Annotated in this window: 14 protein-coding genes and 1 pseudogene; 11 read left to right on the top strand and 4 right to left on the bottom strand. The window is 71.6% G+C overall.

All coding sequences use genetic code 11. The annotated features are described in order from the left end of the window. Nucleotides 1–52 precede the first annotated feature (52 nt). From PUR53_RS33580 to PUR53_RS33610, 7 genes are all read left to right on the top strand, one after another. Nucleotides 53–910: an alpha/beta fold hydrolase gene (locus tag PUR53_RS33580; protein ID WP_329910758.1), complete on the top strand. Its 858-nt coding sequence runs from the start codon at nt 53–55 to the stop codon at nt 908–910. A gap of 175 nt (nt 911–1085) precedes the next feature. Next, nucleotides 1086–2876, top strand: coding sequence for an ABC transporter ATP-binding protein (locus PUR53_RS33585; RefSeq protein ID WP_329910759.1), 1791 nt, complete (start codon nt 1086–1088; stop codon nt 2874–2876). Then, complete coding sequence (locus PUR53_RS33590; RefSeq protein ID WP_443080390.1) at nt 2873–4711, top strand: ABC transporter ATP-binding protein; 1839 nt, start codon at nt 2873–2875, stop codon at nt 4709–4711. The genes PUR53_RS33585 and PUR53_RS33590 overlap by 4 nt, the downstream gene beginning before the upstream one ends. A gap of 252 nt (nt 4712–4963) precedes the next feature. Then, entirely contained in the window at nt 4964–7030 is a 2067-nt protein-coding gene (locus PUR53_RS33595; protein WP_329910760.1) for a M4 family metallopeptidase, read from the top strand. 240 nt (nt 7031–7270) lie between these two features. Continuing rightward, nucleotides 7271–8941, top strand: a complete 1671-nt coding sequence (locus tag PUR53_RS33600) for a M4 family metallopeptidase (RefSeq protein ID WP_329894607.1) — start codon at nt 7271–7273, stop codon at nt 8939–8941. Nucleotides 8942–9009: 68 nt separating this feature from the next. Then, a complete protein-coding gene (locus PUR53_RS33605) occupies nt 9010–9543 on the top strand; it encodes a DUF1990 family protein (RefSeq protein ID WP_329894608.1) in 534 nt (177 codons plus the stop codon). 74 nt (nt 9544–9617) lie between these two features. Further along, nucleotides 9618–10685, top strand: coding sequence for a hypothetical protein (locus tag PUR53_RS33610; protein ID WP_329894609.1), 1068 nt, complete (start codon nt 9618–9620; stop codon nt 10683–10685). Between the two features lie 213 nt (nt 10686–10898). On the opposite strand, the gene mscL is transcribed toward PUR53_RS33610, so the two are convergent. The 3 genes from mscL to PUR53_RS33625 form a co-directional block, all read right to left on the bottom strand. Continuing rightward, on the bottom strand, nt 10899–11342 hold the full coding sequence (gene mscL, locus PUR53_RS33615) for a large conductance mechanosensitive channel protein MscL (RefSeq protein ID WP_329894610.1): 444 nt from the start codon (nt 11340–11342) through the stop codon (nt 10899–10901). 335 nt (nt 11343–11677) lie between these two features. Continuing rightward, nucleotides 11678–12196, bottom strand: a complete 519-nt coding sequence (locus PUR53_RS33620) for a ricin-type beta-trefoil lectin domain protein (protein WP_329894611.1) — start codon at nt 12194–12196, stop codon at nt 11678–11680. Beyond that, a complete protein-coding gene (locus PUR53_RS33625) occupies nt 12190–12633 on the bottom strand; it encodes a hypothetical protein (RefSeq protein ID WP_329894612.1) in 444 nt (147 codons plus the stop codon). The genes PUR53_RS33620 and PUR53_RS33625 overlap by 7 nt, the downstream gene beginning before the upstream one ends. Nucleotides 12634–12919: 286 nt before the next feature. Between PUR53_RS33625 and PUR53_RS33630 the strand changes: the two genes are divergently transcribed. Both PUR53_RS33630 and PUR53_RS48385 read left to right on the top strand, forming a co-directional pair. Continuing rightward, entirely contained in the window at nt 12920–13915 is a 996-nt protein-coding gene (locus PUR53_RS33630; protein WP_329894613.1) for a helix-turn-helix domain-containing protein, read from the top strand. 82 nt (nt 13916–13997) lie between these two features. Beyond that, nucleotides 13998–14177 (top strand): annotated as a pseudogene (locus tag PUR53_RS48385) (IS630 family transposase); the annotation flags it as partial. 83 nt (nt 14178–14260) lie between these two features. Here PUR53_RS48385 and PUR53_RS33635 read toward each other — a convergent pair. Next, nucleotides 14261–16897 (bottom strand): glycosyltransferase family 1 protein, encoded by a 2637-nt coding sequence (locus PUR53_RS33635; protein WP_329910761.1) that lies wholly within the window; start codon nt 16895–16897, stop codon nt 14261–14263. A 344-nt stretch (nt 16898–17241) separates the two neighbouring features. Between PUR53_RS33635 and PUR53_RS33640 the strand changes: the two genes are divergently transcribed. After that, entirely contained in the window at nt 17242–18453 is a 1212-nt protein-coding gene (locus PUR53_RS33640) for a S8 family peptidase (protein ID WP_329910762.1), read from the top strand. Between the two features lie 229 nt (nt 18454–18682). Beyond that, nucleotides 18683–19856, top strand: a 1174-nt coding sequence (locus PUR53_RS33645; RefSeq protein ID WP_329910763.1) for a maltotransferase domain-containing protein, incomplete at its 3' end; no start/stop codon positions are given.

The following is a 19856-nucleotide window of genomic DNA, read 5'->3' on the forward strand; positions in this document are numbered from 1 at the left end:
ATCGGGGAAACCCGGTTGCTCCCGCCCGAACGCCGCTGACAGGCTCTTGACCATGCCTACCTTCTCCGCGCACGACGGAACCAAGCTCGCCTACCACGTGTCCGGAGACGGCCCTGCGGTGGTCTGCCTGCCCGGAGGGCCGACAGACTCCGCGTACCTCGGCGACCTCGGCGGGCTTTCCGCGCACCGGCAGTTGATCAGGCTGGATCTCCGGGGCACCGGCGAGTCCGCGACTCCCGAGGACACCGCCTCCTACCGCTGCGACCGACTCGTCGGCGACGTCGAAGCCCTGCGCGAGCACCTCGGCCTCGACCGGATGGACCTGCTCGCGCACTGCGCCGGCGCCAATCTCGCCGCGCTCTACGTGAGCCGTCACCCGGAGAACGTCAGCAGACTCGCGCTGATCACACCGAGTACCAGGGCCGTGGGCCTCACGATCACCGGAGACCTCCGGCTGGAGACCGCACAGCTCCGCCGGGACGAACCGTGGTTCCCCGAGGCGTTCGCGGCCCTGCAGGCGATCGTGACGGGCAAGGCCACCGCCGACAGCTGGCAGGCCGTCGCACCGTTCTCCTACGGCCGCTGGGACGAGGCGGCCCAGGCGCATCAGGCCGCCGGGGACGAACGGATGAACCCGGAGATCGTCGCTGCCTTCGGCGCCGAAGGCGCCTTCACCCCGGACACCACCCGCACCGCACTCGCCCGGTTCACCGCGCCGGTCCTCCTCCTGGCCGGTGAAGCCGACCTCGGAGCCCCTCCCCCCACCATGGCCGAGTTCGCGGCCCTCTTCCCGAACGCCGAACTCGTCGTCCAACCCGGCGCCGGACACCACCCCTGGCTCGACGACGCCGACCAGTTCGTGGCAACCACCAGAGCGTTCCTGGAAACCACGACCGCCTCGTCGTCATAACCCCAGCAGCGACGGAGCGGCACCTGCAGGAGACCGGAGAACCGGCCCGCAGGGCCGTATCTCCAGGGGCGCGGGGAACTGCGCGACCAGCCCCCACCCGCCCGCACCGATATCGCACCCGACATCGCACCCACCCACTCATCCGCATCCAAGTCCACACAGAAACCGGGGGCCGATGATCAACGCGTACGAGGACCCCGGCACCCCTGACCGCCGTGGCGGTGCCCGTTACCTGTGGTGGCTGGTCAAGCAGCAGGCCGGCCGTTCCGCCCTCGGCTCCCTCATCTCCTGCGTATGGATGGTGCTGCTCGCCGCCACCCCGTACCTGCTCTCCCGCGCGATCGACGAGGGCCTGGCACCCGGCGACCACCGGGCCCTGGTCGGCTGGACGGCCGCCCTCTTCGGCGTCGGTGCGTTCAACGCCTGGCTGAGCATCATGCGCCACCGCACGATGACGCGGGTCCGGATGGACGCCAACTTCCGCACGGTGAAGGTCGTGATGGCGCACGCCGTCCGGCTGGGAGGGGCGCTGCGCCGCCGTGTCGGCACCGGCGAGGTCGTCACGATCGGCGTGGGGGACGTCCAGACGATCGCCGGCTCGCTGACGGTCATCGGGCCTGGGGCGGGGGCACTCGCCGCCTACCTGGTGGTCGCCGGACTGCTGGTGTCGGTCTCGCTCCCCATCGCGGCGGTCGTGCTGCTCGGGATGCCGCTGATCGCGGTGATCGTGGGGCCGTTGATGCGGCGGTTGCAGGGCACGGAGACGGAGTACCGGGAGCGGCGGGGCGTGTTGACCGCGCGGATCGCCGACCTCGCGGGCGGGCTGCGGGTCCTGGGCGGGCTGGGCGGCAAGGGGTTGGTCGCCGACGCGTTTTATCGGGACTCGCAGCGGCTGCGGGCGCAGGGGTACCGGGTGGGGGCGGTGACCAGTTGGATGCAGGCGCTCGGGGTGGGGCTGCCGACGGTGTTCCTCGCGGTGGTGACCTGGCTGGCGGCCCGGCTCGCCGCCCAGGGGGCCATCAGCGTGGGCGAGTTGGTGTCGGTGTACGGCTACGTCACCGTGCTGGTGCGGCCGGTGTCGTACTTCGTCGACTGGGGGTACGAGGTCAGCCGCGGGGTGGTGGCCGCGCGGCGCGTCATCCGGTTCCTGGACCTGGAGCCGCTGCCGGACCACGGCACGACGGACGCCCCCGCCGAGCCGTCGACGTTGCACGACCCCGAGTCGGGGGTGCGGGTGCCGCCGGGCCGGCTGGTCGCGCTGGCCGCCGACCGGCCGGGCGACGCGGTGGCGGTGGTGGACCGGCTCGGCCGGTACGCGCCGACCGCGGTGACCTGGGGCGGGATCCCGCTGGACGCGATCCCGTTGGCGCAGGTCCGGGCGCGGATCCTGGTCGCCGATCACGAGGCCGACCTGTTCGCCGGTCGGCTGCGTGAACTGCTCGGCGGGCAGGGGGACGTCGACGACGAGACGGCCGGGCGGGCGTTGCGGGCGGCGGTGGCCGAGGACATCGTGCAGGGCCTGTCGGACGGCCTCGACTCGGCGATCGACGCGCAGGGCCGCAATCTCTCCGGCGGTCAGCGGCAGCGGGTGCGGCTGGCGCGGGCGCTGGTGGCCGACCCCGAGATCCTGCTCGCCATCGAGCCGACCTCGGCGCTCGACGCGCACACCGAGGCTCGCGTCGCCGACCGGCTCCGTTCCGCCCGCGCGGGCCGCACGACCCTGGTCACCACCACGTCACCCCTCGTCCTCGCCCACGCCGACACCGTCCTCCACCTGGTCGACGGCAAGGTCACGGCCACCGGCTCCCACCACGAACTCCTCACCACGGAACGGGGTTACCGGGCTCTGGTGGCCCGGGACGCGGAAGAGCCACGGGAGCCGCGAGGCGGGGGCGACGGGGAGGCCGCCGGGGACACGGAGAGTACGGACGACGCGGAGAGTACGGACGCGGAGGTCTTGCGGTGACGGCGACGGCGGCAGACGCAACGGCATCCGGTACCGGCGGCCCCACCCCCGACCCCTCCGGGCGGCTGCCCATCGCCGACGCGCGGGCCGTGCGGCGGGCGACCGTGCGGCTGGTGCGGGCGGACGGGCGGGCCTTCCTGGCCGTACTGGCGCTGAACGGCGCGGCGGCCGCGACGGGACTGGCCGGGCCGTGGCTGGTGGGCCGGATCATCGACGAGGTGCGCGGCGGGGCCGGCGTCGGGGTCGTGGACCGGCTGGCGGCGGCGATCCTGCTGTGCGCGGTGGCGCAGTTGCTGCTGGCGCGCTGGGCACGGTACGTGGGGCACCGGTTCGGGGAGCGGACGCTGGCGCGGGTGCGTGAGGAGTTCGTGGACCGGACACTGTCGCTGCCGGCGTCGGTCGTGGAGCGGGCGGGCACCGGTGATCTGACGGCGCGCGGCACGGCCGACGTGGACGCGGTGGGCAAGACCCTGCGCGACGTGGGCCCCGAGCTGCTGATCAGCTCGGTTCAGGCGCTGTTCCTGATCGGCGCGGTGTTCGCGCTGGACCCGTTGCTCGGGGTGTGCGCGCTGGTCGGGCTGAGCGGCATCGGGGTGGTGCTGCGCTGGTATCTGCGCCGGGCGCGCACCGGTTATCTCGCGGAGGGCGCGGCCGGTTCGGAGGTCGCGGAGATCGTCGCGGCGACCGCGTCGGGCGCCCGTACGGTCGAGGCGCTGCGGCTGGAACGGCGGCGGATCACCGCGAGCCACGACGCCCTGGAGGAGTCCCGGCGCCGCCGTTTCCACACCCTGTTCCTGCGCACGGTGTTCTTCCCCGGGGTCGAGGTCTCGTACTTCGTGCCCCAGGTGCTCGTCCTCCTCCTCGGCGGTGTACTGCTCGCGCGCGGCTCGGTCACGCTGGGCGTGGTGGTGTCGGCGGCCCTGTATCTGCAGCAGCTGAGCGGCCCGCTCGACGAGATCCTGATGCGGGTAGAACTACTGCAGAGCAGTGGCGCCTCCTTCGCCCGGGTGGAGGGTCTGGCGGGGGCGCCGCGCACCGGCTCCGCCGACACCCCGGAGCCCGTGGACGACCGGATCGACGTACGGGGGGTGCGGTACGCGTACGAGCGGGGCGGCGAGGTGCTGCGGGGCGTGGACCTGACGGTCCGCCCGGGCGAACGTCTCGCGGTGGTCGGCCCGTCCGGCGCCGGGAAGACGACGTTGAGCCGCCTGCTGGCCGGCATCGACGCGCCGACCGCCGGCACCGTGACGGTCGGTGGTGTGCCCGTCGTGGACCTCGGCCCGGAACGCCTGCGCCGCCAGGTGGTGCTGGTCACCCAGGAGCACCATGTCTTCCTGGGCACGGTCCGCGACAACCTCCTCATCGCCGAACCGGCGGCCACGGACGAGGAGTTGTGGGCGGCGCTGGCGGCGGTGGGCGCGGACGGCTGGGTCCGCGACCTCCCCGACGGCCTCGGCACCCGCCTCGGCGAGGGCGGGCGCCGTACGGACGGCTCCCAGGCCCAGCAGCTCGCCCTCGCCCGGGTGGTCCTGGCCGACCCGCACACCCTCATCCTCGACGAGGCCACCGCCCTCCTCGATCCCACCACCGCCCGCCACACCGAGCGCGCCCTCGCCGCCGTGCTCCACGGCCGTACGGTCATCGCCATCGCCCACCGCCTCCACACCGCCCACGACGCGGACCGCGTAGCGGTGATGGAGGACGGCCGCCTCACCGAACTCGGCACCCACGAGGACCTGGTGGCGGCGGAGGGCGCGTACGCGGCACTGTGGCGGCGGTGGCACGGCGGCGAGAGGACGGAGTGCGCGACCCCGCCAGGTGAACGGTCCGTATAGCGAACATGATCAACCGGGCAACGGAACATTTCCGGCCAACTTGTTGACGCGCTCCTGACAGGAAGCGCAATCTCCTGCCACTCTGCCCACAACCGCGGCACAGCAACCTCACAAGAAGCGCTCTCACGTGCCGCGCGGCACCCCCACGCATGTGGTTTCGCGTTCATCAGTTCACACCTTGTTCTGCCCGGACGACCACCAGCCGTCCGGTCTCCCCTGGCCGTGCGAACCGCGGCCACGCAGAAGGAGTCAGTGTTGAGACGCCAGTCCCACAGACGCACCTCCCACACCGGTAACACCTTCGGCCACACCGCCCGTCGGCGCACGGCCGCCGGCGCGCTCGTCGCCGTCACCGCCCTGTTGGCCGCGGCCGTCCAGTCGGGCGCCGCCACCGCCGCCCCGGAGAAGGCACCGTCGGCAGCGGGCAAGGCCACCGGCACCGCCTCGGTCAAGCTCACCCCCGCCCAGCGGGCCGAGCTGATACGCGAGGCCGACGCGACGAAGGCGGCGACGGCCGAGGAGCTGAACCTCGGCGCCAAGGAGAAGCTCGTCGTCCGCGACGTGGTCAAGGACCGCGACGGCACCGTGCACACCCGGTACGAGCGGACGTACGACGGCCTCCCGGTCCTCGGCGGCGACCTGGTCGTCGAGACCTCGAAGGCGGGCGAGACCGAGGACATCGTCAAGGCCACCAAGGCGAAGATCGCCGTCCCGTCGCTGACGCCGACCGTCAGCAGGGCCAAGGCCGAGAAGCAGGCGCTCGGCGCCGCGAAGGCCGAGGACGCCAAGAGCCCGGACATCAACCGCGCGCCCCGCAAGGTCGTCTGGGCCGCGAGCGGCAAGCCGGTCCTGGCGTACGAGACGGTCGTCGGCGGCTTCCAGCACGACGGCACCCCGCAGGAGCTGCACGTCATCACCGACGCCACCAGCGGCGCCAAGCTGTACGAGTGGGAGGCCGTCGAGACCGGCACCGGCAACACGGTCTACAGCGGCCAGGTGACCCTCGGCACCACGCAGTCCGGTTCGACGTACAACCTCACCGACGGCGCACGCGGCGGCCACAAGACGTACAACCTGAACCGCGGCACCTCCGGCACCGGGACCCTGTTCTCCGGCCCCGACGACGTGTGGGGCAACGGCACCCCGTCGAACCTGGAGTCGGCCGCCGCCGACGCCCACTACGGCGCGGCACTGACCTGGGACTACTACAAGAACGTGCACGGCCGCAGCGGCATCCGCGGGGACGGCGTCGGCGCCTACTCGCGCGTGCACTACGGCAACAACTACGTCAACGCGTTCTGGCAGGACACCTGCTTCTGCATGACGTACGGCGACGGCTCCGGCAACGCCAACCCGCTCACGTCGATCGACGTGGCCGCCCACGAGATGACCCACGGCCTCACGGCCAACACCGCCGGTCTGAACTACAGCGGCGAGTCCGGCGGCCTGAACGAGGCCACCTCGGACATCTTCGGCTCCACGGTCGAGTTCTTCGCGGCGAACTCCTCCGACGTCGGTGACTACCTCATCGGCGAGGAGATCAACATCAACGGCGACGGCACGCCGCTGCGTTACATGGACCGGCCGAGCAAGGACGGCTCGTCCAGGGACGCCTGGTACTCGGGCATCGGCTCGATCGACGTGCACTACTCCTCGGGCCCCGCGAACCACTTCTTCTACCTGCTCTCCGAGGGCAGCGGCGCCAAGACCATCAACGGCGTCAGCTACAACTCGCCCACCTCGGACAACCTGCCGGTGACCGGCATCGGCCGGGACAAGGCGGAGAAGATCTGGTTCCGCGCGCTGACCACCAAGTTCACCTCGACCACCAACTACGCGGGCGCCCGCACCGGGACCCTGGCGGCGGCCGGTGAGCTGTACGGCACCACGTCCGCCGAGTACACGGCGGTGGCCAACGCGTGGGCGGGCGTCAACGTGGGCACCCGGCCCGGCGGTGGCGGGGGCGGCGGTACCTCGTTCGAGTCCACGACCGACGTATCGATTCCGGACAACGGGGCGGCCGTCACCTCGCCGGTCACCGTCTCCGGCCGGACCGGAAACGCACCCTCCAACCTCGCGGTCGCCGTGGACATCGTCCACACCTACATCGGTGACCTCCAGGTCCAGCTGGTCGCCCCCGACGGCACGGCGTACACGCTGAAGGCGTACGGCACCGGTGGCAGCACGGACAACATCAACACCACGTACACCGTGAACGCCTCCTCCGAAGTCGCCAACGGAGTCTGGCAGTTGAGGGTCCAGGACAACGCGGCCCAGGACACCGGGTACATCAACAGCTGGAAGCTGACGTTCCCGTAGGTCGGCTCGGGCGTGCGTGCGGGTCACCCCCGCGCACGCGCCTCCCGTTCCCGAAAGGCGCCGCCCCGGTGGGTCGATTCCCGCCGGGGCGGCGCCCGTTCATGTTCCCGCAACATTCACCGGACAGTTGACTTTCGGCCAACATCATCACCCCCTCCTGACATGAACACGACTCAGGTGTCACTCTTCCTCCACCCGCCGCACCAGCACCACAGCAACTCCCCCACATAAGGAGCTCGTGTGACTCCCCGACGTCCTCTCTACGCGCGTCACAAGCGCACCACGCTCGCCATCGCGACCGCCGTCGCCGCCGGCGCGCTCCTCACCACCGGCCTGACCTCCGGTGCCACCGCCCAGCCCGCGCCGGTCGCCGACAAGGCCAAGCCGGCCGGTGCCCCGGTCCTGCTGACCCCCGCCGCGCGCACCGCCCTGATCAAGGAGGCGGACGCGGCCACGGCCGAGACCGCCGACGAGATAGGCCTGGGTGCCAAGGAGGAACTGGTCGTCCGTGACGTCCTCAAGGACGCGGACGGCACGGTCCACACGCGCTACGAGCGCACCTACGGCGGCCTCCCGGTCCTCGGCGGCGACCTCGTCGTCCACGAGTCCAAGGCCGGCGACATCAAGAGCGTCAGCAAGGCGACCACCGCCTCCGTCAAGGTCACCGACCTGACCGCGGACGTCACCAAGGCCACCGCCGAGAAGCAGGCGCTGAAGGCCGCCAAGGCCGAGGGCTCCACCAAGACCGCGGCCGACAAGGCCCCGCGCAAGGTCGTCTGGGCCGCGAGCGGCAAGCCCGCCCTCGCCTACGAGACGGTCGTCGGCGGCTTCCAGCACGACGGCACCCCGCAGGAGCTGCACGTCGTCACCGACGCGGAGACCGGCAAGAAGCTGTACGAGTGGGAGGCCGTCCAGACCGGCAGCGGCAACAGCCAGTACAACGGCCAGGTCACCATCGGCACCTCGCTGTCCGGCTCGACGTACCAGCTGAACGACGCCTCGCGCGGCGCCCACAAGACGTACAACAAGGCCCGCGCCACGTCCTCCTCGGCCGGCACGCTCTTCACCGACGCGGACGACGTCTGGGGCACCGGCACCGCCACCAGCTCCTCCACCGACCAGAACGCCGCCGTGGACGCCCACTACGGCGCCCAGGTCACCTGGGACTTCTACAAGAACGTCCTCGGCCGCAACGGCATCAGGAACAACGGCGTCGCCGCGTACTCCCGGGTCCACTACGGCAACGCGTACGTCAACGCCTTCTGGTCCGACAGCTGCTTCTGCATGACGTACGGCGACGGCGCGGGCAACACCAAGCCGCTCACCTCGCTGGACGTGGCGGGCCACGAGATGACCCACGGTCTCACCTCGAACACCGCGGGTCTCACCTACTCGGGCGAGTCCGGCGGCCTGAACGAGGCCACCTCCGACATCCTCGGCACGGCGGTCGAGTTCTACGCCGCCAACGCCAAGGACCCGGGCGACTACCTGATCGGCGAGAAGGTCGACATCCGCGGCAACGGCACCCCGCTGCGTTACATGGACCAGCCGAGCAAGGACGGCTCGTCGGCCAACTACTGGTCGTCGTCGCTCGGCAGCCTGGACGTGCACTACTCCTCGGGCCCGGCGAACCACTTCTTCTACCTCCTCTCGGAGGGCAGCGGCGCCAAGACGATCAACGGGGTCTCGTACAACTCCCCGACCTCCAACGGCTCCACGCTCACGGGCATCGGCCGAGCCAAGGCCGTCCAGATCTGGTACAAGGCCCTCACGACGTACATGACGTCGACCACGAACTACAAGGGCGCCCGCACGGCGACCCTGAACGCGGCCTCCTCGCTCTACGGCGCGAGCAGCGCGGAGTACGCGGCGGTGAACGCGGCGTGGGCGGCGGTCAACGTCACCGCGTGACGCACGGCTGACCCAGGGGCGGTACCCGGCGAGAAGGCGACTCCGGGTGCCGCCCTAGTCTGTGCGCCATGCCCGAAACCACCGGCCCGCTCCCCGAGGGCCCCTTCACCTACGAGGCCGTCGGCGCGACCCGCGAGGGCCACTGCCCGCCCGACTTCAGCCCTCTCCACGTCCGCTCGCGCATAGGCGAGGGCACGGACGTGTTCGAGCGCGCGGCGCACGCCGTCCACACCTGGGAGATGCACCGCGCGCTGGGCGTCGGCATACGCGCCTCGGCCCCCGAGGCGGCCCCCGGCGTCGACGTGACGGTCACTCTGGGCGGCGTGATCAAGGCCCCCTGCCGCGTGGTGTGGACGGTCGACGAGCCCCGCCGCAAGGGCTGGGCCTACGGCACCCTCCCGGGCCACCCCGAATGCGGCGAGGAGTCCTTCGTCGTCGACCGCACGGGAGACGGCACGGTCTGGCTCACGATCACGGCCTTCAGCCGCGGCGCGAAGTGGTACGCCCGCGCGGGCGGCGCGGCGACGCGGGGGTTGCAGCACGCGTACGCACGACGGTGCGGGGTGGTGCTGCGGAGGCTGGCGGGGAACCCCAAGGACTGAGGCGGGCGTCTCAGGCACCGGGGCGCGACCGCGTCGCCCTGAACTCCGCTGGACAGCGTACGTACGGGGGTGTCGTGAGTCAGGTGCGGTACGGCGAACGGTCGAGGAATCCGCTGGCGCGGACCGTGGAGTTGACCGAGGAACATCTGCGCAGGGGCGGCAGGACCACGCCGCTGAGCGAGCTGAACCTCGGCGCCATGGCCGAGGCGTTCCAGCGCGGGTACTGGGTCGGGGGCGGCGGGACGGAACGCCCGCTGACGCGGCTGCCGAACGGCCCCGGAGTCGTCCCGGTGACCCGTGTCACCGGCACCTCCACGCCGGTGAAGGTGCGGCAGGCCGCCGAGTTCGCCCACCGGCTGGGGGAGTTGGCGGTACGGCGATGCGGTGGACCGGCGCAGGTGGCCGCCCTGGCGGACCGGGCCCGGGCCGAGGGCGTACCCCTGTGGATCGCGCGGCGGTACGCGGCGGGCCCCGCCGGTCCGGTGACCGTCGCCGTGGACCGGCGTCTGGTACGGGTCGACGTGTGGGGGCCGCACGCTCCCGTCGTACGGATCCGGGCCCCACGCGGCTTCCACAGCCAAGCCCCGGAACCGTCCAAGGGCCTGCTGCTGACCGTCGGCGACGTCACGGCCCGACTCGTCCTCACGAAGCGGCTGCGCAAGTCGAAGAGCTCCGTGGAAGTGCTGCTGCCCGAAGGCCACTGGGCGCTGCGCCGGGAGAGCGGGAAGAGTTCATGGCTGCTGCGCGACGAACGCCGCGTCGCCCTGCTGACCCGTCCACCGCGCCGCCAGGTACTCGACCCGGGCGCGGTGCTGCTGCCGCTGGCACCCGTGCACCACGAGAGCACCGACCCCCTGGACGCCGTCATGGCCCATGTCTTCTCCGTCGCCTTCGGGCTCGGCGACACGACGGGCCTGGCCCGCTTCCCGGCGAACCGCAAGCGCCCGGCGCGCGAGAGCGAACCGATCGCCCTCGACGAATGGTGGGACCGCACCTGGTTCAGCAACCTCGGCAACAGCGGCGACGACAACGAGCCCGGCGGCGGCGACGGCTGGGGCTCGGACGGCGGAGACGGCGGCGACTCGGGCGGCGGCGACGGCGGGGGTGGCGGAGACGGCGGTGGGGGTGGTGGCGGCGACTAGGGCCGCGACGCCGCGGAGATCCATCAGAAGGGCCCCTCGACGGCCTGGGCCTGGGCCTGGACCGGCCGACCGCCACTGACACGCTCCGCTGACACGAAGCCGACACATCGCAGCCACGCAGCCGGTTCGGCATCGGACACCGTCGGTAACCACGGTCACCATGGGCGTGCCCGCGACGGGCCCGGCACCCCAGGCCAGGCCATGGAGGTCGGGTCACCCGGCGCGCTGGGTTGTCTCCCCGGTCTGAGCGGGTAGGGCGGGCAGGGAGACGGTGCAGGAGGCGCAGCGTCGGGCCTGGGCGGGTACGGGGCTGAGGCATTCGGGGCAGTCCCGTTTGGGGGCCTGGACGTCCTGGTGCGGGGCGAGGCGTTCGTGGAGCTTGTTGATCGGGAGCACGACCAGGAAGTACAGGGCGCCGGCGAGGAGGAGGAAGCTGATCGCCGCGTTGATGAAGGCGCCGTAGGGGAACTCGGTGGCGCCCAGGGTGAAGGTCTTGCGGCTCATGTCGCCGGTGGCGCCGGTGGCCAGCCCGACGAGTGGTGTCAGGAAGGCGCTGACGAAGCCGTTCACCACGGCGGTGAACGCTGCCCCGATGACGATGCCGACGGCCAGGTCGACCACGTTGCCGCGCAGGATGAAGCTGCGGAAGCCCTTCACCTTCTCACCCCTAAGAGGCTCTTGACGTCGACGGGCGGCACCGAAGGCGCGGTCAGCCCACCCCCTTCCCCTCGGATGCCCTGCCACCCGTCACCCATGCCGGCACTGTCACGTTGGCCGACCGGTGGGATGATCTTCTGGTTGATCAGCCTGGGAAGGGTCGTCCGTGGGGAGCGCGTCGCCAGCCTGAGCACAGGCCCGGCTCCCAAGCCCACCTGCCCCGACGTGCCGTCAGGCAGTCACTGCCAACAACCTGACAACGCTCATCCGGGCCCGTCCCGAAACGGGGTGGGCCCGGATGCACGGTCGTCGGTCTCTCTGTGCGCCGGGCTCGGTCAGCAGACCGCAGGCATGCGATCCCATCGCTGCTTGTCGTCCAGGGCGTTGCTCCCCGCACGCGCGGTGACCGTGTTGTCGTTCCAGCCGGTGAGGACCGTGTTCCAGGCCGCGGCCATAATGGAGCCCGAGTCGCAGAAGTAATACCAGTGCTGACCGCTGTCGGTGATGTCACACGGCGAGGTGTACGCCTTCGCCGCCAGCCCCGACTCCGCGTCCAGGCACTCGCCGGAGGCGACGTTCTGAAGGAGCATGACGACTCCCCCGCCGCTGTAGATGATCTTCCGCCAGTTGCCGCGCGCGTTGTCCCCGTCGCACCGCTCCATGACCAGCGGGTCATTGGAGCGCTCGTACGCGGTGAGGCAGACGCTGCGGGAGTCGCGGAACTTGAAGCGAATGCGGTTGTCTTCGGCGGCCTGTGCCGGGGCGGTGACGAGGGGGCCGATCGTCAGGGCACCCGCGAGCGCGGCGGCGCAGAACCCCTTCACATATGCGCGGTCCACGGGTCGCCTCACCACCAGCAGAGCGTGTCGCCGTGCAGGGGGACGCCGGTGTTGCCGCTGGTGTACGACTCGAGGCTCTTCCAGCCGCACACCTCAACGGCGAACAGATCGCCGCTCGTTCTGATGTAGTGCTTGCCCTGGAGGTCGATCCCCTTGCGGTCGGTGCCGGCCACGATGTTGATGTCCAACCACACGCGGTCGTTGGTGTTGTGGACCGTGCCCAGGCGGAAACTGTCGTGCTTGCCCTTGTTGCCGCTGCACGCGGCCTGGGCGTTGCCACTGGTGGTGGTGAGCAGGCAGTAGTCGGCGACGTAGTTGGTTGTCAGCGTGTCGATCCGGATGTTGTAAGAGCCCGCCGCCTGTGCCGAGGGAGCGGTGGCGGTCATGAGTCCGACGGTCGCAGCGAGCGTGGCGCCCGCCGTGAGCGTCTTCCTGCCGACGCTGGTCTTCATGGTGATTCTGTCCTTCGTGTGTGAGGCGTGGCCGGACGCAGGCAGGTGCCGGCGGCCGGTTCCGGAGCCGTCGCCGAGCCCGGTACGCGGCACGGAGTGCCTGCGTGCGGATGGCCGCTTACCTGCTGTGAACGGGTTACGCAGCCACGCTAGATTCGCCCCGGGCCGCGACGTGCCTCTCCGTGCACCGGTCGGTTCCTCCTGTGCACGGAGCGACGAGGAGGAACCGCAGCGGGCCGACGGCACTCCACGCGGTCCCAGGAGCAGGAAAGACGAGGGAACGAGGATGCGTGTGGCGCCCCCCACGGTGTGCACGAAGCGGATACCGCCGAGGGAGCGGTTGGACTACTGGCGTGACGCGATAGGCCGGACCTACCAGGAGCTGACCTCTGTCCGACTGGACATCTCCACTCCCACGGACGACCCCTACATGGGCGCCATCTACGCCGGCCCGGTCGGCCCCGTGGGCATCGCCACGACGCATGGCGACCCTCTGAAAGTCCGCCAGCCCCTGCCGGCGGCCCCGGGCTCGGGCGCCGACGACCTCAACTTCTGTCTCCAGGACAGCGGCAGCCTGGTGATCGAGCAGAACCGCGAGACCACCGTGTTGGCACCCGGTACCCTCACGCTCTTCGACACGACCCGCCCGTACACGGTCACCTACCCCGCGCCCTTCCGGATGCACGTCTTCCAGGTGCCCCGACGGCTGCTGACCGTACGTTCCACGGATCTGGCCCGCATGACGGCGGTACCGGTGGCCCCAGACTCGGACGCGGCGGCCCTGGTCATCCCCTTCCTGACGGGGCTGGCCGCCCGCAAGGGGAGTCTGGCTCCACCGATCGGCGACCAACTGGCGCGCAACGCCGCCGATCTGCTCGCCACCCTGATCGCCGAGCGCCTGGACCGCAAAGCACCGGAGACCGGCGTCGACACCGCCGCTACCGCGTTACGGGTCCGCATCCGAGCCTTCATCGACCGGCACCTCGCCGATCCGGACCTCTCGCCACAGACGATCGCCGACGCACACCACATCTCCGTGCGCTACCTGCACCGACTGTTCGAACAAGAGGGCGCGACCGTGGGCCGCTGGATCCTCCGACGCCGACTCCAGGCGGCCCGCAGGGACCTCGGCCGCGGAGGACGGACCGGGCCGACGGTCACCGCCGTGGCCCAGCGCTGGGGATTCACCAGCACCTCGCACTTCAGCCGGGCTTTCCGCGCCGCCTACGGTGTGCCGCCCAGCGAGTGGCAAGCCGATCGATCGGCAAATACGCCCAAGTGAACCAACGCCGACCCGCCTCCCAGATCCTGGAGACGTCCGCCGGGGGCTGAGACGGGTCGAGCCCGAACCGCTGGTGCCGCAACAGGACTACGCCGCAGGCCACCACTGGCTCACGATCGTCCAGCTCTCCTCCCACAGCCCGGACTTGAACCCGGTGGAAGGGGTCTGGTCCCTGTTACGGCGAGGCCCGATGGCCAACACCGCGTTCACGGACCCCGACCACCTCACCCGCACCCTCCGCCGCGGCCTCGCCCACATGCAGCGCCACCCGGATCCAGCGACTCAGCAGTCGCTTCGCCGCCAGGCAGCGGGCGGGGCGGACTCCGCACACCCCGCCCGCTCGACTCACCGCAGCAACACCCCCGCCCCCTCCCCCAGCTCCTCCGAAGGCACCACCACCAGGCCCAGTTCGGCGGACGAGGCCAGCAGGCGGTGGGTCGGGAGGATGCGGACCGTGTAGCCGAAGGAGCCCGTGCGGTCCAGGGAGAGCGGGCCCTCGTAGATCCAGCGGCCCTCGTCGCCGGGGCCGCTCGCCGGCTTCAGCGGGACGCAGGTCGCGTCCGTGATGCGGTCCTCACCGTCCACCCGGCCGGAGACCGCCTGGACCTCCACGTCGTCCGGGACCAGGTCGCCCAGGCCGACCCGGACGCGCAGCACCAGCGTCGCGCCCAGTTCGGCGGCCGTGCTGAGCGGCGCCGCCGAGGTCTCCACGTGGTCCACGCTCACCCGGTGCCAGGCGCCCCGCACCCGCGCCTTCCACTCGGCCAGTTCGCGGGCCGTGTCCGGAGCCAGGGCGCGGTGGGCGCGGGCGGCCGGCGTGTAGAGGCGGTCGACGTACTCCCGCACCATGCGGCCCGCCAGCACCTTCGGCCCCAGATGCGTGAGCGTCTCGCGGACCATCTCGATCCAGCGGTCGGGCAGACCGCCCTGCCCGCGCTCGTAGAAACGGGGGGCGACCCGGCGCTCCAGCAGGTCGTAGAGCGCGGCCGCCTCCACGTCGTCGCGGCGGTCCTGGTCCTCGTCGGACGCCGTGCCGTCCGCCGTCGGGATCGCCCAGCCGAAGTCGGGCCGGAACCATTCGTCCCACCAGCCGTCCAGCACGGACAGATTGAGACAGCCGTTGAGCGCCGCCTTCATCCCGCTCGTTCCGCACGCCTCCAGCGGCCGCAGCGGGTTGTTCAGCCACACGTCGCAGCCCGGGTACAGCTTCTGCGCCATCGCCATGCCGTAGTCGGGGAGGAACACGATCCGGTGGCGGACGCGGGGGTCGTCCGCGAACCGCACCAGCTCCTGGATCAGGCGTTTCCCGCCGTCGTCCGCCGGGTGCGCCTTGCCCGCGATCACGATCTGGATCGGGCGCTCCGGGTGGAGCAGCAGGTCCATCAGGCGGTCCTGGTCGCGCAGCATCAGCGTCAGACGTTTGTACGAGGGGACGCGGCGGGCGAAGCCGATCGTCAGGACGTCCGGGTCCAGCACGCCCTCGATCCAGCCGAGTTCGGCCGTGCCGGCGCCGCGCTGCCGCCAGGAGGCGGCCAGGCGTTCCCGTACCTCGACGACCAGTTGTTCGCGCAGGTCGCGGCGGAGGTCCCAGATGTCCTGGTCGGGGATCTCACCGACGGCGTCCCAGCGTTCGGAGCCGCCGACGGACATGGCGTCCTCGGTCCGTTCGGCGCCGATCTGCCGGGCGCCGAGCCGGAAGACCTCCGGGGCCACCCAGGTCGGTGCGTGCACCCCGTTGGTCACCGAGGTGATCGGGACCTCGTCCGGGTCGAAGCCCGGCCACAGGCCGGAGAACATCTCCCGGCTGACCTGCCCGTGCAGCAGCGAGACCCCGTTGGCGCGCTGGGCGAGCCGGAGCCCCATCACCGCCATGTTGAAGACGTTCGGGTCGCCGCCCGGGTAGGTCTCCATGCCGAGCCCCAGGATGCGTCCCACGTCGATGCGCGGGAGTTCGGCGTCGGGCCCGAAGTGGCGGGCGACCAGCTCACGGTCGAAGCGGTCGATGCCGGCCGGAACGGGGGTGTGCGTGGTGAAGACGGTGCCGGAGCGGACCGCCTCCAGGCCGGCGTCGAAGTCGAGCCCCTCGTCGCCGAGTTCGGCGATGCGTTCCAGACCGAGGAAGCCGGCGTGGCCCTCGTTGGTGTGGAAGACCTCGGGCCCGGCGTGGCCGGTGAGCCGGCAGTACGTGCGTACGGCCCGGACACCCCCTATGCCGAGCAGCATCTCCTGAAGGAGCCGGTGTTCGCTGCCGCCGCCGTAGAGCCGGTCGGTCACCCCGCGTTCGCCGAGGTCGTTCTCCTCGACGTCCGAGTCGAGCAGCAGCAGCGGCACCCGGCCCACCTGGGCCTCCCAGATCCGGGCGTGCAGCCGGCGGCCGCCGGGGAGCGCCAGGCCGACCTGCGCCTGGGTGCCGTCGGCCTCCAGGAGCGGCACCAGCGGCAGTTCGTTCGGGTCGAGCACGGGATAGTGCTCCTGTTGCCAGCCGTCCCGGGACAGGGACTGCCGGAAGTAGCCGTGCCGGTAGAGCAGGCCGACGCCGATCAGCGGGACCCCGAGGTCGCTGGCGGCCTTCAGATGGTCGCCGGCGAGGATGCCGAGGCCGCCGGAGTACTGCGGCAGCGCGGCCGTGATGCCGAACTCGGGCGAGAAGTAGGCGATGGCGGCCGGGAGTTCGGCACTCTGCGCCTGCCCCTGGTACCAGCGGTCGCCGGTGACGTAGTCGCGCAGGTCGTCGGCGGCGGCGGTCAGCCGGCGCAGGAAGCGGCGGTCCTCGGCGAGTTCGGCCAGGCGCCGGACGGAGACGGAGCCGAGGAGCCGTACGGGGTCGCCGCCGGACGCCGCCCAGCGCTCGGGGTCGACCGACTGGAAGAGGTCACGGGTCTCCGGGTGCCAGGACCAGCGCAGATTGCGCGCGAGTTCGCTGAGCGGGTGGAGGGCTTCGGGCAGGACGGGTCGGACGGTGAATCTGCGGATGGCCTTCACAGAGGATTCCACCTTCGCGCCAGGACGTACGGGCCGGGGGACGCACTCCGCTGTGCGCCGTTCGTCACCCCCGACGGTAGCGGCGCGGGGGCCGTGGCAACTACGGCGCGTCCCTCCGTATGCAATTACGGCGCATCCGTACCCCGGCCGCCCGGCGGGGCAGTCCGCTCCGGGCCGTTCAGTCCTGAATTCGCCGCAACCCGGCACCGACATTCACATGTACCCCACGGGTGATATTGGCTGATTCCACCCCTCTGCGCGGCCTTGTGGTGCTTCACCCCGCACGAGAGGCTTCCGGTGAACGCCGGTGTGGGAGCGCCGGGTCGAGGAGGGGGTTCTCAGACATGCACCAGCTGTCAGAGGCGAGAAACAGGCGTGCGCGCCGGGCGGGCGGGTTCACGGCGGTGATGACGGCCGTGGCGCTTTCGGCCATCGCCCTGCCCGCGCACGCCGCACCTGAGGGGTTCGTCCACGGCGCCGGTGGCCCCGGTTCCGTCAACGGCAGTTACATCGTCACCCTCAAACCGGGAACGGAGGCCCCGTCGACGGCGGGAAGGGGCATAGCGTCGAAGTACGGGGCGAAAATACGCCACACGTACGGCGCCGCCCTGAACGGCTACTCCGTGACGGTCGGTGAGAAACAGGCCAGGCGGCTCGCGGCGGACTCCCGCGTGGCGTCGGTCGTCCAGGACACGAAGGTCACCCACGACGGCCGCCGGTCCGACCCGCCCTCCTGGGGCCTGGACCGCGTCGACCAGCCCGGCCTGCCGCTCGACAGGAGCTACACCTGGCCGGCGTCGGCGGGCAGGGGCGTCACCGTCTACGTGATCGACACCGGGATACGGATCACCCACAAGGACTTCGGCGGACGGGCGGTCGACGGCTGGGACTTCGTGCAGAACGACCGGACCGCACAGGACGGCAACGGCCACGGCACCCATGTCGCGGGCATCGTCGCCGGCACCGCGTACGGGGTCGCCAAGAAGGCGAAGGTCGTCGCCGTACGGGTGCTCGACGACGCGGGCACGGGGACGACCGCCCAGGTCATCGCGGGTGTCGACTGGGTCACCGAGCACGCGCGGAAACCGGCCGTGGCCAACATGAGCCTCAGCGGGCTCGGCAACGCCCAACTCGACGCGGCCGTACGCAACTCCATAGCCTCCGGGGTCACCTACACGGTGGCCGCGGGCAACGACGGGCGCGCCGCGGGTCTCTCCTCGCCCGCCCGCGTCAAGCAGGCGATCACGGTCGGCGCCACCGACCGCAAGGACGTCCGCGCCGACTTCTCCAACTGGGGCCCGAGCCTGGACCTGTTCGCCCCCGGGAAGTCCATCACCTCGGCCTCCCACCGGAGCGACACCGCGAAGGCGACCCACTCCGGTACGTCCATGGCGGCACCGCACGCCGCGGGCGCGGCGGCCCTGTATCTGGCCGACCGTCCACGGGCCGCTCCGGCGGAGGTGGCCGGGGCGTTGGTGAAGCGTGCGGTTTCGGGCAAGGTGAAGGACAGATATCCGGGCTCCCCGAACAGGCTTCTGCTCGTCGACCATCCGTAGGGGCCCGTAACACCACAGGTGAACGGCTCTTTACCCAGAGCGACTACAGTGACCGGCCTCGACCCCTACGGACGAGGCCGGTCTTGTGTGTAGACATACGCGTGAGTAGTTAACAAAGTGCCGGAATGCCCACCCGCACTGTGTGGGAAGGCTCCACCGGTACGTCCCGCTGGCCCCACCTCCCCACACCCTCATCCGCCCACCCACGTTGACGCGGACAGGAGCGGTCATGCCCGCCACGCACCACTCGTCAGCACCCCCGACGACCAGCACCACCCCCGCACCACCCGACAGCACTGCCGCACGCCCCGCACGCCGGGCGCAGACCGGCCCGCCCGCGCCGACCTCGGCGCCCCCGACACCCCCGAAGGCTCCGGGCGCTCCCACGATCGGACGGATACCGGTCCTCGATGTGCGGCCGACCGTCCACCACGGCCGCCGACCGGCGAAGGCCGTCGTGGGCGAGGCCTTCGAGGTCTCGGCCGTCGTCATCCGGGAGGGCCACGACGCGGTCGCCGCCAATGTCGTGCTCCGGGACCCGGAGGGCCGCCCGGCCGGGTGGACCCCGATGTGCGAACTCGCCCCCGGCACCGACCGTTGGGGCGCCACCGTCTCCGTTCCGAGCGAGGGCCTGTGGTCCTACGCCGTGGAGGGCTGGGACGACCCGGTCAGCACCTGGCGGCACCACGCCCGGATCAAGGTCCCGGCCGGCATCGACACCGAGCTGGTGCTGGAGGAGGGCGCCCGTCTCCACGAACGCGCCGCCGCCGGGGTGCCCGAGGGCAAGAGCGGTCGAGGCACCCTCCTCGCCGCCGTGGACGCCCTCCGGGACACCGCCCGCCCCGTCTCGGCCCGGCTTGCGGCGGCGTTGGCGCCGGAGGTCGAGGAGGTCCTGACCCGCCATCCCCTGCGGGAACTGGTCACCTCCTCCGAGCCGCTGCCTCTGCTGGTGGAGCGCGAACGGGCCCTGTTCGGCTCCTGGTACGAGTTCTTCCCCCGCTCCGAGGGCACCCCCGAGCAGCCCCACGGAACCTTCCGCACCGCCGCCCGCCGGCTCCCGGCCATCGCCGCCATGGGCTTCGACGTCGTCTACCTGCCCCCGATCCACCCCATCGGGACCACCTTCCGCAAGGGCCGCAACAACACCCTCTCCCCCACCCCCGACGACGTCGGCGTCCCCTGGGCCATCGGCTCCCCCGAAGGCGGCCACGACACCGTCCACCCGGATCTGGGCACGCTCGACGACTTCGACCACTTCGTCGCCGAAGCCCGCGCCCACGGCCTGGAAGTCGCCCTCGACTTCGCCCTGCAGTGCTCCCCCGACCACCCCTGGGTCGACAAGCACCCCGAGTGGTTCCACCACCGCCCCGACGGCACCATCGCCTACGCCGAGAACCCGCCCA

This window comes from Streptomyces sp. SP18BB07 (genome assembly GCF_036322545.1).
GTDB classification, from domain to species: domain Bacteria; phylum Actinomycetota; class Actinomycetes; order Streptomycetales; family Streptomycetaceae; genus Streptomyces; species Streptomyces deccanensis.